This is a genomic window from Micromonospora sp. WMMD730 (genome assembly GCF_049178955.1).
Lineage (GTDB): Bacteria > Actinomycetota > Actinomycetes > Mycobacteriales > Micromonosporaceae > Micromonospora > Micromonospora wenchangensis.
Window position 1 is genome coordinate 4,979,747 of record NZ_JBMHML010000002.1, and the last position, 13,893, is coordinate 4,993,639.

Genomic DNA, 13,893 nt, shown 5'->3' on the forward strand with positions numbered 1-13,893 from the left:
GCGCGAGGGGATCTCGCACAGTAGGTTGAGCGGGTGAGCGGACGGTTCCCGATCGAAGACGTCTCCCCTGTCGTCGCCTGCGGTCGCTACCCGGCCAAGGCGGTGGTCGACGAGCTGGTGCCGGTGTCGGCCCGCGCCTACCGGGAGGGGCACGACGCGCTCGGCTGCAACGTGGTCTGGCACGGCCCCGACGGCGTGACCCGCCCGTTCACCCGGATGCGGCCCGGCGAGCCGGGGCAGGACCGCTGGCACGCCACCATCCGGCCGGACGCCGTCGGCGAGTGGTCGTTCACCGTCGAGGCGTTCCAGGACCCGTACCTGACCTGGCACAACGCGGTGACCAAGAAGGTCGCCGCCGGGCAGGGCGCGGCCGATCTGGCCAACGACCTGGCCGAGGGCGTGCGGGTGCTGACCGCCGCCCTGGACCTCGTGCCGGCCGACGCGGCCGGGCGGGTCACAGCCGCGGTGGAGGCGCTGGGCGACCAGCAGGCCGAGCTGGCCCGCCGGGTCGCCCCGGCCCTCGACCTGGCCGACCTGCTCTGGGCCCACCCGGTGCGGGAACTGGTCACCACCGGCACCCCGCACCTGCTGTGGGTGGACCGCCCCCGGGCGCTCTTCTCCGCCTGGTACGAGTTCTTCCCCCGCTCCGAGGGCGCGATCCCGGCCACCGTCGACGCCCCGGCCCGCTCGGGCACCTTCGTCACCGCGCTGGACCGGCTGCCCGGGGTCGCGGCGATGGGCTTCGACGTGCTCTACCTGCCGCCGATCCACCCGATCGGCCGGGTCAACCGCAAGGGCCGCAACAACGCGCTGACCGCCGGCCCCGACGACGTCGGCTCGCCGTGGGCGATCGGCGCGGCCGAGGGCGGCCACGACGCCATCCACCCCGACCTGGGCACGCCTGAGGACTTCCGCGACTTCGTCGCCGCCGCCGCCGAGCAGGGCCTGGAGGTGGCGATGGACCTGGCGTTGCAGTGCGCCCCCGACCACCCGTGGGTCACCGAGCACCCGGAGTGGTTCACCACCCGGGCCGACGGCAGCATCGCGTACGCGGAGAACCCGCCGAAGAAGTACCAGGACATCTACCCGGTCAACTTCGACAACGACCCCGAGGGCATCCGGGCCGAGGTGCTGCGGGTGGTGCGGCACTGGATCGGCGAGGGCGTCCGGATCTTCCGGGTGGACAACCCGCACACCAAGCCGTTCGACTTCTGGCACTGGCTGATCGCCGAGGTGAAGCGCACCGACCCGGACGTGCTGTTCCTGGCCGAGGCGTTCACCCGGCCGGCGATCATGCACGGCCTCGGCAAGATCGGCTTCACCCAGTCGTACACCTACTTCACCTGGCGCACGACGGCCGCGCAGATGCGGGAGTACTGCGAGGAACTGGTCGCCTCGGTCGACTGGATGCGGCCCAACTTCTGGCCCAACACCCCGGACATCCTGCACGAGTCGTTGCAGCACGGCGGACCGCCGATGTTCAAGATCCGGGCGGTGCTGGCCGCGCTGCTCAGCCCGTCCTGGGGCATCTACGCCGGTTTCGAGCTGTTCGAGCACGTCGCCCGGCCCGGGGCCGAGGAATACCTCGACAACGAGAAGTACGAGCTGCGCCCCCGCGACTGGGCCGGCGCGCAGGCACACGGCCGTTCGCTCGCCCCGTTCGTCGCCATCCTCAACCGGGTGCGCCGCGAGCACCCGGCCCTGCACCAGCTGCGCAACCTGGTCTTCCACGACATCGACAACCCGGCACTGCTCTGCTGGTCCAAGCACGACCCGGACACCGGCGACACGGTCATCGTGGTCTGCTCCTTCGACTCGCACACCGTGCAGTGGGGCAACACGACGCTGGACATGCCGGCGCTCGGCTTCGACTGGCACGAACGGTTCACCGTGCACGACGAGCTGACCGGGGCCGGCTACGAGTGGGGCCAGCGCAACGCGGTCCGGCTCGACCCGTACCTGCAACCCGCGCACGTGCTGACGGTCCGCCGCCCGCCGACGCCGCCGGCCGAGATTCCGGCCGGTGCGCAACCCGCCGAGTTGACCGTGACGGAGGTGCCCACGGAACTCTCCGGCGGCACCGCGCCGACCACCCCCGCCCCGGAGACCGACCAGCCGGCCGGCCCCGCCGCGACCGACCTGCCCGCGCCCGGCCCCGTCAGGGCCCGCCGCGCCAGGGCCGGCGGCACCAGGACCGGCCGTGCCCCGCACGGCAGCACCCCGACAGACCCCGCCTCGAAGGACGACCGATGGACCAGCTGATCGCCGGCGCGACGCACGACCCGCACGCCCTGCTCGGCGCGCACCCCGCCGACGGGTGGACCACGATCCGCACCCTGCGGCGGGGCGCCGGTGACGTGGCGCTGCTCGTCGGCGACGACCGGCACCCGATGAAGCGGGTGCACGACGTCGGCGTCTTCGAGGCCCGCGTCGAGGGCAGCGTGCTCGACTACCGGGTCGACGTCGACGGGTGGGTCACCGACGACCCGTACCGCCACCCGCCGACCCTCGGCGAGCTGGACCTGCACCTGATCGGCGAGGGCCGGCACGAGCGGCTCTGGGAGGCACTCGGCGCGCAGGTCCGCGACGGCGGCGTCGCCTTCGCGGTATGGGCCCCGAACGCCGGTGGGGTGCGCGTGGTCGGCGACTTCACCGGCTGGGGTCCCGACGACGGCTGGCCGATGCGCAGCCTCGGCTCCAGCGGCGTCTGGGAGATCTTCGTGCCCGGCGCGCCGGAGGGGGCCCGCTACAAGTACCGCGTCCTCGGTGCCGACGGGCGGTGGCGGGACAAGGCCGACCCGATGGCCGCGTACGCGGAGGTGCCGCCGGCCACCGCCTCGGTGGTGCACCGGTCCCGCTACGAGTGGACCGACGCGCAGTGGCTGCAGCGGCGGGCCCGCCGGCAGCCGCACCGGGAACCGATGAGCGTCTACGAGGTGCACCTCGGCTCGTGGCGGCCCGGCCTCGGCTACCGGGAGCTGGCCGAACAACTCACCGCGTACGTCACCGAGATGGGCTTCACGCACGTGGAGTTCCTGCCGGTGATGGAGCACCCGTTCGGCGGTTCCTGGGGCTACCAGGTCACCGGCTACTTCGCGCCCACCTCCCGGTTCGGTGACCCGGACGACTTCCGGTACCTGGTCGACCGGCTGCACGCCGCCGGCATCGGGGTGCTGCTGGACTGGGTGCCCGCGCACTTCCCCAAGGACGAGTGGGCGCTCGCCCGCTTCGACGGCACCCCGCTCTACGAGCACCCCGACCCGCGCCGCGGCGAGCACCCCGACTGGGGCACGTACGTCTTCGACTTCGGCCGCCGCGAGGTCCGCAACTTCCTGGTCGCCAACGCGCTCTACTGGTGCGACGAGTTCCACGTCGACGGCCTGCGGGTGGACGCGGTCGCCTCGATGCTCTACCTGGACTACTCCCGCCCCGAGGGGCAGTGGCTGCCCAACCAGCACGGCGGCCGGGAGAACCTGGAGGCGATCGCCTTCATGCAGGAGGTCAACGCCACCGTCTACAAGCACCACGCCGGGGTGGTGATGATCGCCGAGGAGTCCACCGCCTGGCCCGGGGTGACCCGGTCCACCGCCGACGGCGGGCTCGGCTTCGGTTTCAAGTGGAACATGGGCTGGATGCACGACACCCTGCTCTACACCGCCAAGGACCCGATCTACCGGCAGCACCACCACCACCAGCTCACCTTCTCCCTGGCGTACGCCTGGAGCGAGAACTACGTGCTGCCGATCAGCCACGACGAGGTGGTGCACGGCAAGGGGTCGCTGGCCGGCAAGATGCCCGGCGACACCTGGCAGCGGCTGGCCAACGTGCGGGCGCTGCTGGCGTACATGTGGGCGCACCCGGGCAAGCAGCTGCTCTTCATGGGCTGCGAGCTGGGCGACGACCGGGAGTGGAGCGAGGAACGCGGCCTCGACTGGTATCTCCTGCACGATCCGGCGCGGGCCGGGGTGCAGCGGTTGGTCGCCGACCTCAACGCCGCCTACCGGAACACCCCGGCGCTGTGGGCGCAGGACACCGACCCGGCCGGGTTCCGCTGGATCGCCGGAGACGACGTCGCCAACAACACGGTCTCCTTCGTCCGGATCGCCCCGGACGGCGCGACCCTGGTCTGCGTGGCGAACTTCTCCGCGAGCCCGCTGGAGGACTACCGGGTCGGTTTGCCGGCCGCCGGCACCTGGACCGAGGTGATCAACACCGACGCCCACCACTACGGCGGTTCCGGGGTGGGCAACCTCGGCGCGGTGCACGCCCAGGACGTCCCCTGGCACGGCCTGCCCGCCTCGGTGTCACTGCGGGTGCCCCCGCTCGGCGTGCTCTGGCTGCGCCGCGACTGACCGTCCGAAAGGGCCTTGTGGCGCATCTCCTCCGGTCGATACTGTGCACGCCGCACCGGGGGAGGAACGCGCGTGAAGACGTGGTTGCAGGCCGTGCTGTCCGTCGTGCTGCTCGTCGGTTTCCTCGTCCTGGCCGTCGCGCTGGTGGTGGCGGTCGGGGCGTTCGGCCTGGGCTACGGCACCGACGGGGACGGCTCCGGCACCCGCGGGTTCCGGCCGCTCATCGTCGGTGCCGCCGGCACCGTGTTGTTCGCATTGGTCTTCACCCTCGGCCGGGTGCTGACCCGACGCCCGGCCCCGCTGACCGGCATCCTGCTCAGCCCGGAACAGGCACCCGAGCTGTGGCGCATCGTCCGGGACCTCGCGGCCCGGGTGGGCACCCGGGAGCCGGACGACGTCCGCCTGGTCGCCGAGGCCAACGCCGCGGTGACCGAGGAGGTGCGGCTGCTCGGCCTGCTCCCCGGCCGCCGTACGGTGATCCTCGGACTGCCCCTGCTGCCGGCGTACACCGTCGACCAGATCCGGGCGGTCCTCGCCCACGAGATGGGGCACTTTTCCGGCCGGCACACCCGCAGCGTGCGCATCGCCCTGCGGGCCCGGATGATCATCGTCGGGACCGCCCAGAACACCGTGGACGGCGTGCTGCGCGCGGTCCTCTCCGCGTACGCCCGCCTGTTCGTCGCCGTCGAGCAGGGCATCAGCCGGCAGATGGAGTACGAGGCGGACCGCTACGCGGTGGCCGCCGCCGGGCGGGACGCCATGGTGAACGCCCTACGCGAGATCCGGTTGGTGGGCACCGGTTGGGACGGGTACCTCGCCGACCACGTGCTGCCGGCGTACGACCGGGGGCACCTCCCGGAGGACCTGTTCGAGGGGTTCGCCGCCTACCTGGCCGAGTGCCGCGAGGAGATCCGCGAGCGCAGTGTCGAGGTGGCCCCCGCCGAGCCCGCCTGGTGGGAGTCGCACCCGCCACTCAGGGAGCGGATCGCCGCGCTGCGTTTCGTGCCGGACGTACCCGTCATCCCGGACCGCCGCCCCGCCACCGTGCTGGTTCCCGACCTCGCCACCTCGGGCCGCCGGCTCCGGGAGAGCCGGTTCGACCGGCCCGGAACCCGGCTGCTGCCCTGGGACCGGCTCACCCCGGCCCTCGCGCACCGGTCCGCCCGGGAGCAGGCCGACCCGCTGTACCGGGCGGCGGCGCGGCTGACCGGGCGACCCGACGCCGATCTCGGCCTGCTGCTGGACCTCCTCGCCGAGGACCGGTGCCTCGACCTCGCCCGTGAGCTGGCCCCGGATGCCGCCGAGGAGGACGCCCTCCGGTCCCTGACGGTGGCCTACGAGGGGGCGCTGGAGGCTGCGGCGGTCGACTCCGCCGCCGCCTCGTGGCGGCATTCCTGGTCTGGCCCGCCCGAGCTGTCCACCACCGCCGGCGAACCGCTGCCGCTCGGCGAACTGGTGGACCTGTCGGCCGACCCCGCCACCGTGCCGGCCGCACGGGACCGGCTCGCCGCGCTCGGAATCCGGACGACTTTCACCCCCGCAGCCGCACCGACCACCTGACCGTCGGGCCGGGGATCAGACCAGGCCGGCGTCGCGGAGCAGCTTCCACAGGCCGGCCCCGTCAGGGGCGGAGAGCCACTTCTGCCCCACCGGCCCCGCCGAGGACGGCCGGTCGTTCGGCACGGGCAGGCTACCGGCGAGCACCGACTGGGTCGGGGAGAGCCGGCGGATCGCCACCCCGGCGACGTTCTCCGGGTGGGCGGCGGCGAACTCCCGGTAGATCTCCTGGTCGTGCTGCCCGTCGTCGCCGATCAGCAGCCAGCGCACGTCGGGGAACTCGGTGGCCAGCCGGGCCAGGGTGGCCCGCTTGTGTTCCCGGCCGCTGCGGAACCAGCGGTCGGCCGTCGGCCCCCAGTCGGTGAGCAGCAGCGGGCCGGCCGGGTAGAGGTGCCGGGACAGGAACCGGGTCAGCGTCGGCGCGACGTTCCACGCGCCGGTCGACAGGTAGAACACCGGGCTGCCCGGGTGGGCGGTGACCAGGCGTTCGTAGAGCACCGCCATGCCGGGCACCGCCGTACGGGCGTGCTCGTCGAGGACGAAGGTGTTCCAGGCGGCCAGCATGGGCCGGGGCAGCGCGGTCACCATCACCGTGTCGTCGATGTCGGAGAGGATGCCGAGGCGCACCTCCGGGTCGATCACCCGGACCAGCGCCTCGACCGGTTCGGCGTCGGCGACCCGCAGCCGCACCGACGCCCAGCCGGGGGTGAAGTCGGCCTTGACCACGGTGTCGACGAAGCCGCTGCGGTCGGCCTGGGCGGTGTGCACGCTGCCACCTGCCTCGATGGTGACCTCGACGTGCTTGGCGGGCAGGGTGGCGAAGCTGCGCCAGCCACGGACCTTCTCCAGCCGGCCCTGCCGCCGGTCGGGGCGGCTGAGCAGCACCCGGCAGAGCACCCGGGCCCAGCCGGGGGCGCCGTAACCGGCGTACGCGACGATGTTGGGCTGCCACCCGGTGCGCCGCAGCCGGCGCTCCACGAGCTGGTGCAGGGCGTCCTCGATCCGCGCGGCCCGGTGCAGGGTGGGTACGGCCAGCTGGCTCGCGGTGGTGGAGGGCACGGTGCAACCCTGCCACAGGTGTCCGGGAGCGGCCAGGCGAGCGCCCCGGTCGTCACCGGCAACACGCCGGGCCGACGACCCGGGTGGGAGCGGGAACGGCCCGAGCGCCGTCCGGCCGTGACGCCGACCCCGGCCCGTACGCTGTGCCGGTGCTCATCCTGCTGCCGCCCTCCGAGGGCAAGGCTGACGCCGGCACCGGTCGTCGGCTCGACCTGACCCGGCTCTGCCTGCCCGAGCTGACCCCGGCCCGCGAGGAGGTGCTGGGCGCGCTGATGACGCTCTGTGCCACCGGCGGGTCCGACGCCGCCGCGGACGCCGCCCTGGCCGCCCTCGGGTTGACCGCCGGGCAGCGGGGCGAGCTGACCCGCAACGCCCGGCTGGACCGGGCCACCACCGCACCCGCCGGGCAGGTCTACACCGGGGTGCTCTACGAGGCGCTCGGCCTGGCCACCCTGCCGCCCGGGGCGCTGCGGACGGCCCGCCGCACCGTGCTGGTCAGCTCGGGGCTGTGGGGCGCGGTCCGGCTCGCCGACCGGATTCCGCCGTACCGGTGCCCGATCGGGGCGCGGTTGCCGGGGGTGGGGGCGCTGTCGGCGTACTGGCGGCGGGTGCTGTCACCGGTGCTGACGGCGGCGGCCGGCGACGGCCCGGTGCTGGACCTGCGCTCCGCCGCCTACGCGGCGACCTGGACGCCGCCGGCGGAGCTGGCCGGTCGGACAGTCACCGTGCGGGTGCTGCACGAGCGCCGGCCGGGCGAACGCACGGTGGTCAGTCACTTCAACAAGGCCACCAAGGGGCGGTTGGTCCGTGACCTGCTGCTGGCCGGGGCCCGGCCGCGGACCGCGACCGCGTTGATCGGCGCGTTGCGTGACCTGAAGTATCCGGTCGAGGAGCAGCCGGTGAGGGCGGGGCGGCCCCGGCAGATCGACGTGGTGGTGACCGAACTCTAGGAACGCAAGATTTCCTCAAATCCGGTGCCGATGGCTGGAGGCGGGCCGACCGGCAGGCGACCGTTAGGGGAATCCCCCGTCGAGAAGGAGCGGTCCGATGGCCTCCGAACCCCGCCTGCTCGACCGGCCACGCCTCCCGTCGTCCCCGCCCCCGCTGGACTGGCTGACCCTGGCCGACGCGTTCGAGGTGGCCTGCCTGGTGCGCTGCACCCCGACACCGACGGCCCGCCCGCACGTCCCCACGCCGCCGGAGCGGGGGGCCGTGGAGTTCAACCGGGAGGACGCGGCGCTGCGGATGCGGCAACTGCTCGCCCGGCTCGACGTGCCCGTCGAGCACGAGGTGGTCACCGGTGGCCTGCGCCGTCGGTACGAGCTGCACCGGCTGCACGTGCCGGCGGGTCACCGCGCCGGGTTCACGCAGCTCCGGGAGGCGGGCTGGCGGCAGGGACGTCGGGAACTGCTCGGGCCGGCCGTCGGGTCCTCCACCCCCCGGGCCGCCTGGCGGACCCGGCTCGCCTCGGCCGCCTGGCGTTCGGCCCTGCTGGCCGGCGGCCGGCACGTCCGGCGGCACATCCTCGGCATCCGGCTGGCCGACCGGGAACTCGCCGCCGTGCTGATCCGGTCGGCGGCGCTGCTGGAGGTGCCGGCGCTGCTGCGCCCGGGGGCCGGCTGCCTGGTGGTGAGCGTCGCGGACGGACCGGACCGGCTGCGGATCATGGAACGGGCCGCGTTGGCGCCCGCCCGGACCCCCACCCTGGTCTGATACCGGCCACCACAGCGCGCACCGACCCGGGGCCCGGGCCGGTCACCGGCGGCCCGAGCTTGCGCCGGAGCCGGTGACGGCGCAGAGTGCACCGCGTGAGCCGTAGCCGGACCGGGCGCGGCCGGCGGTCCGCCTCCGCCGGCGGGGCGCTGCTGATGCTGCTGGTCGTGGTGCTCGGTGGGCTGGCCGCCTGCCAGGAATCCCCTGACGAGCCGATCCCGATCCGGATCGCCACCGGCAGCCCGACCGCCGTCTACCACGCCTTCGGCCAGTCGTTGGCCACCGTCCTCAACCGCGAGCTGCCCGGCGTCCGGGCCAGCGTGGTGGTCACCGCCGCCTCCGCCGAGAACGTCCGGCTGGTCGGCTCCGGCGCCGCCGAACTGGGCTTCACCCAGGCCGACGTGCTCGACACCAGCCCGACCACCCCGCCGAGGGTGCTCGCCGTGGCCCGCGTCTACGACGACCTGCTGCACCTGGTCACCACGACCGGTGGACCGATCCGCGACCTCGCGGACCTGCGCGGGCGACGGGTCTCGGTGGGGGCGGCCGGCTCCGGCACCGAGGTCACCGTGACCCGGCTGCTGGAGGTGGCCCGGCTCGGCGGGGACCAGGTCCGGCAGGAACACCTCGGGCTGGACGACTCGGTGGCGGCGTTACGCGCCGGCCGGATCGACGCCTTCTTCTTCTCCGGTGGCCTGCCGGTACGCGGGGTGAAGGCGCTGGCCGACGCCACCTCGATCCGGCTGGTGAACCTCGGCGAGTGGACCGAGCCGCTGCGCCGCGCCTACCGGGAGGTGTACGTCTCCCGGGACGTCCCCCGCTCGGTGTACGGGGTGGACCCGGTCACCACCGTCGCCAACCCCAACTACCTGATCGTCCGGGCGGACCTGCCCGAGCCCCTGGTGCGCGAGGTGACCCGGCTGCTGATGGAACGCCGGTCGGAGCTGGCCGCCGCCCACCCGGCGGCCGGCCGGATGAGTCCCCGCTCGGCGATCGCCACCACGCCGTTACCGCTGCACCCGGGCGCGGCCGACTGGTACCGGTCCGCCAAACCCTGACCGCTCAGCCCGCCCCGGCGGGCAGGGCGGGGGCACCGGCGTCCGACGGAGGGTCGGCGTCGGACGGGCCGGGGAACCACAGCTCGGCGACCAGGCCCCGCGGCTGCCCCGGGTGCATGGTGAGCCGGCCGTCGGAGGCGTCCACCAGCACCGCCACGATGGTCAGGCCGAGCCCGGCGCCCTCGATGTTCTGCGCGTCCGGGGCCCGCCAGAACCGCTCGGTGGCCTGGTCGAGCTGGCCCGAGGTCATCCCCGGGCCGGTGTCGCGCACCTCCAGCGCGGTGCCCCCGTCGACGTGCCGGACCGCGACGGTCACCTCACCGCCGTCGCCGCTGAACTTGATCGCGTTGTCGATCAGCGCGTCCAACGCCTGGTCGACCGCGGTCGGCACGGTCCGGGCGAAGGCCGGACCGGACGCTACCAGGCGCAACGTGACCGACCGGTGCCGGGCCAACGGCTCCCACGCGGCGACCCGGGACGCGGCCACCGCCGCCGCGTCCACGGTGACCCGCTCGTTCTGCTCCCGCTCGGCGCGGGCCAGGGTGAGCAGCCCGTCGAGAACCAGCGCCAACCGGTCGCTCTCCTCCAGGGCGAGCCGGTGCTCGGCCCGGCCGTCCTGGTCGACCACGCTCGGCCCCAGCTCCTCCACCCGCAGGCGCAACGCGGTCAGCGGATTGCGCAACTGGTGACTGGCGTGCGCGACGAAGGCCCGCTGCCGGTCCATCACGTCGGCGACCACCGCCGCCATGTGGTTGAAGTTGGCCGCCAGCCGGCGCAGCTCCGGCGGCCCCCACCGGTCCTGCACCCGGGCGCCCCGGTCCCCCTCGGCGATCTCGTGGGTCACCGCGTCCAGCTCGGTCACCGGACGCAACACCCAACCGGCCAGCCCGAACGCGGTGGAGACGCAGGCCAGCACGGCGAGCAGGCCGATCCCGGCGAGCAGCAGCCACCACGCGGTGACCGTGCGGCGCACCTTCGCCACCGGCGTGGCGGTGACCACCGCGCCGAGCACCTCACCGCCGTCGTTGATCGGCACCGCCACCACCAGCGGACCGTCCACCCACGGCCACACCGAGTCCGGCCCGTTGAACTGCTGCCCGGCCAGGGCGGTGTCCAGGGCCGCCCGGGTGTCCCGGCCGGTGCGCCAACTCGTCGACACCACCAGCGCCCGGCCGTCCCGGTCGACGACGGCGGCCCCGATGCCGTAGAGCTGGTCGTAGCTGACGAGTTCACCGGTCAGCGGTCCGGCCCCGCCGCCGCGCAGCGCCGGCCCGGCCAGCGAGGCGAACCGGGTGGCGTCGGCGAGCCGGTCGGCGCGGACCCGGTCGGTCTCCCGGGACGCCAGGGTCGCCGCGAGCGGCGTCTCCAACGCCAGGAGCACCAGCACCATCAGCAGCAGGTAGCTGATCACCAGTCGACGCCGCACCGGCTGCCCCTCACTCGCCCCGGAGCCGGTAGCCGACCCCGCGTACGGTCTCCACCAGCCGGGGGTCGCCGAGCTTGCCGCGTAGCGAACCGACGTGCACCTCGACGGTGTGCCGGTCGGCCCAGGTGGTGCCCCAGACGTCGAGCAGGATGCGGTCGCGGGGCACCGCCGTGCCGGGCTGACGGGCCAGCGAGAGCAGGATGTCGAACTCCTTGCGGGTCAGCGCCACCGGCTGACCGGCGACGGCGACCGTCCGGGCGGCCACGTCGATACGGACCGACCCGACCTCGATCAGGTCCCGGGCCGGCGCGGCGTGCGCCGCCCGCCGCAGCACCGCCTCGATCCGGGCCTGCAGCTCCACCATCGAGAACGGCTTCACCACGTAGTCGTCGGCGCCGAGCCGCAGGCCGAGCACCCGGTCGCGTTCCTCGCCCCGGGCGGTGACCGCGATGATGCCGAGCTGGCTGCTGCGCCGCCGCAACTCCCGGCACACCTCCGTGCCGTCCCCGTCGGGCAGGGTGAGGTCGAGCAGGACCAGGTCGCAGGGGGCGGCGGAGAGCGCGGCGGCGACCGTGGCGGCGTGCTCGACCTCGTAGCCGCGTCGGGTCAGCGCCGAGGCGAGGGCGGCGGCCACCCGTCGGTCGTCCTCGACCAGCAGGATGCGCACCGGTGGCCCCCATTCGTCGTACGGATGTCGAGCGAATGGTGGCAGAAGCGCCGGTGTGGGGGAAACGGTGGGCGGCCCCGCGCCGGTCACCGGCATGCCGCCGCCACCGCCCGGGGAAACGCCGCGGGACCCGGGGCCGGCGTCCGCCGCCCCGGGTCCCGCAGCATGGTCGGTCAGCGGCAGAGCCGGCCGATCTCCTCCTGGAACCGGTCCATCGGGTTGGCCTCGGCCGGGCCCAGCAGGTACGTCTTCAGCTCCCGCCGGGCGTCGGTCATCGGATCGTCGCCGGCCCGGGTCACCGCGACGATCTTCTCCAGCTCGCCGCAGTCCCGGGAGAGCAGGTACGCCGCCCGGGAGGTGGGGAACTCGCGCCGGAACTCGTCCTCCGGCAGCCCGCTCGGGTTGGCCACCACGTACGGCCGCTGGCTCTGCACGAAGTCGGAGACCACGCTGGAGATGTCGCTGATCAGCAGGTCGGTCTGGTTGAAGCAGTCGAACAGGGCGGGAACCCGACCGGTGACCACCCGGTGCCCGGGGCCGTCGAGCGAACCGGAGTCGGGGTCACCGCCGGCGGCCCGGATCAACGACACCAGCCGCTCGTGCACCGCCCGGGCCTCCTTGGAACGGGAGCCGGTCAGCGGGTGCGGCTTGTAGACCAGGCGCACCTGCGGCGAGGCGAGCACCCCCCGGACGATCCGCTCCCCCATCAGCACCAGCGAGGTGTGGTAGGGGTCGTCGTCGAGCCAGCCCTCCCAGGTGGGGGCGTACAGGACGGTGAACGGCCGGTCCGGGGCGGTCCCGCCGAAGGTGTGCACCCCGGCGAGCTGCGGCCGGCCGATCTCCACGATGTCCTCGTCGCGGACGCCGACCGCGGCCCGCGCGTACCGCTCCCGGCCGGCCAGGCCGGCGACCCACACCTCGTCGTACACCTTGCTGTACGGGTTGACGCTGGCCTGCTTGTCGCTGTCGCCGTGGCCGACGAACACGTGCTTCATGCCCGGCTCGCGCAGCATGTGGATGTTCGCGCCGACGTTGGCCGCGTAGAGGGCGGCCCGCACCGTGCCCAGTTCGAGGTTCATGAAGTCCGGGCCGGTCGGCACGCAGATCACCGGCAGCCGGGTGTCGGCCAGCTCGAAGAACGCCTCCTTGCTGCGCATCAGCACGACCGCCCGCTGGTGCAGCGCCTCGGTCGGGGCCAGCCACATGTTCGCCTGGTAGACGTCCTTGGCGGGGCCGGCGAAGTAGAGCGCGACCTCGGGGCGGTAGCCGTCGATCCAGCGCTGGAGCACCGGCAGCACCGGGCTCTTGCCGGTGCCCCTCCCCCGCAGCCAGGTCACCGCGACGACCGCGCCGACCAGGGCGGCGAGCCCGGCGGCCAACGCGGCGACCGCCAGCATGACGGTGACGTCGGTACGCACCGCCGCGACCACGGCGGCCGGGATCAGCAGCACGTTGAGCACCGCGAGCGGGACGCCGGCCAGGGCGGCGACCCACCCGGGCGGGCGGGGGGCCGACCGGATCGGCCCCAGCTCGATGTTGCGGACCAGTGCGGAGACCGGGTTCCGCCGGTCGATCATGGTGTTGAGGGCGCCCGAGAAGACGGCGGTCACCCAGACCGCCGCCGGCAGCACCAGCAGCCAGGTCAGCTCGACCCCGGTGAGCGGGACCGTGGCGGCGACCAGCAGCACGCTGGCCAGGTCGCGGCTGAGCTGCCGGTAGCCCCGGTTGAGGCCGACCTTCTCCAGCAGCACCTCCGAGGGGGGCGACCACCGGGTGACGGCGAACTCGCCGACGACTGCCGCCAGCCCGGCCACGGCGAACAGGGCCACCCATCCGAAGCCGCCCGCGACGAGCATGACCAGGTAGGACAGCACCAGCAGCGCGCCTCGGGCGGCGGTGCCGGTGCGTTCCAGTAACGAGCCGAACAAGGGGGACGCTCCCTACGAGATCGATGACGGGCGGGGGCGGGGGCGGGGGCCGGGTCCTGGACGTCGAGGCGGACACGTCGCCCAGGGTGCTCGCACCGGGTCGGCGCAGACAGCCACCTTGACGGCCCCGCCG

The 13,893-nt window shown here is 74.2% G+C and carries 10 protein-coding genes; 6 read left to right on the forward strand and 4 right to left on the reverse strand.

What is annotated here, in order from left to right:
- Window positions 1–33 precede the first annotated feature (33 nt).
- From ACN265_RS21460 to ACN265_RS21470, 3 genes are all read left to right on the forward strand, one after another.
- Window positions 34–2,262 (forward strand): maltotransferase domain-containing protein, encoded by a 2,229-nt coding sequence (locus ACN265_RS21460; protein WP_421409131.1) that lies wholly within the window; start codon window positions 34–36, stop codon window positions 2,260–2,262.
- A complete protein-coding gene (glgB, locus tag ACN265_RS21465; RefSeq protein WP_421409133.1) occupies window positions 2,250–4,352 on the forward strand; it encodes a 1,4-alpha-glucan branching protein GlgB in 2,103 nt (700 codons plus the stop codon). Before ACN265_RS21460 ends, glgB begins: the two co-directional genes overlap by 13 nt.
- 72 nt (window positions 4,353–4,424) lie before the next feature.
- Complete coding sequence (locus tag ACN265_RS21470; protein WP_421409134.1) at window positions 4,425–5,912, forward strand: M48 family metallopeptidase; 1,488 nt, start codon at window positions 4,425–4,427, stop codon at window positions 5,910–5,912.
- Between the two features lie 15 nt (window positions 5,913–5,927).
- Here the strand turns inward: ACN265_RS21470 and ACN265_RS21475 are convergent, their stop codons facing one another.
- Window positions 5,928–6,968 carry an App1 family protein gene (locus tag ACN265_RS21475; RefSeq protein WP_357932909.1) on the reverse strand — a complete coding sequence of 347 codons (1,041 nt, stop codon included), beginning with the start codon at window positions 6,966–6,968 and terminating at the stop codon, window positions 5,928–5,930.
- 149 nt (window positions 6,969–7,117) lie between these two features.
- Here ACN265_RS21475 and yaaA point away from each other — a divergent pair, with 149 nt between their 5' ends.
- The 3 genes from yaaA to ACN265_RS21490 all read left to right on the forward strand — a co-directional run bounded on the left by yaaA (window position 7,118) and on the right by ACN265_RS21490 (window position 9,739).
- Window positions 7,118–7,918, forward strand: coding sequence for a peroxide stress protein YaaA (gene yaaA, locus ACN265_RS21480; protein WP_421409136.1), 801 nt, complete (start codon window positions 7,118–7,120; stop codon window positions 7,916–7,918).
- A gap of 97 nt (window positions 7,919–8,015) precedes the next feature.
- On the forward strand, window positions 8,016–8,681 hold the full coding sequence (locus tag ACN265_RS21485; protein WP_421409138.1) for a hypothetical protein: 666 nt from the start codon (window positions 8,016–8,018) through the stop codon (window positions 8,679–8,681).
- Window positions 8,682–8,776: 95 nt separating this feature from the next.
- Window positions 8,777–9,739: a TAXI family TRAP transporter solute-binding subunit gene (locus ACN265_RS21490; protein WP_421409140.1), complete on the forward strand. Its 963-nt coding sequence runs from the start codon at window positions 8,777–8,779 to the stop codon at window positions 9,737–9,739.
- Between the two features lie 4 nt (window positions 9,740–9,743).
- Here ACN265_RS21490 and ACN265_RS21495 read toward each other — a convergent pair whose 3' ends face one another.
- From ACN265_RS21495 to ACN265_RS21505, 3 genes are all read right to left on the reverse strand, one after another.
- The gene (locus ACN265_RS21495; protein WP_421409141.1) at window positions 9,744–11,165 is read right to left on the reverse strand and encodes an ATP-binding protein; all 1,422 of its coding nucleotides are present in this window, start codon (window positions 11,163–11,165) and stop codon (window positions 9,744–9,746) included.
- A 10-nt stretch (window positions 11,166–11,175) separates the two neighbouring features.
- On the reverse strand, window positions 11,176–11,832 hold the full coding sequence (locus tag ACN265_RS21500; protein ID WP_204927976.1) for a response regulator transcription factor: 657 nt from the start codon (window positions 11,830–11,832) through the stop codon (window positions 11,176–11,178).
- Between the two features lie 173 nt (window positions 11,833–12,005).
- Window positions 12,006–13,760, reverse strand: coding sequence for a CDP-glycerol glycerophosphotransferase family protein (locus ACN265_RS21505; protein ID WP_421409143.1), 1,755 nt, complete (start codon window positions 13,758–13,760; stop codon window positions 12,006–12,008).
- Window positions 13,761–13,893 lie beyond the last annotated feature (133 nt).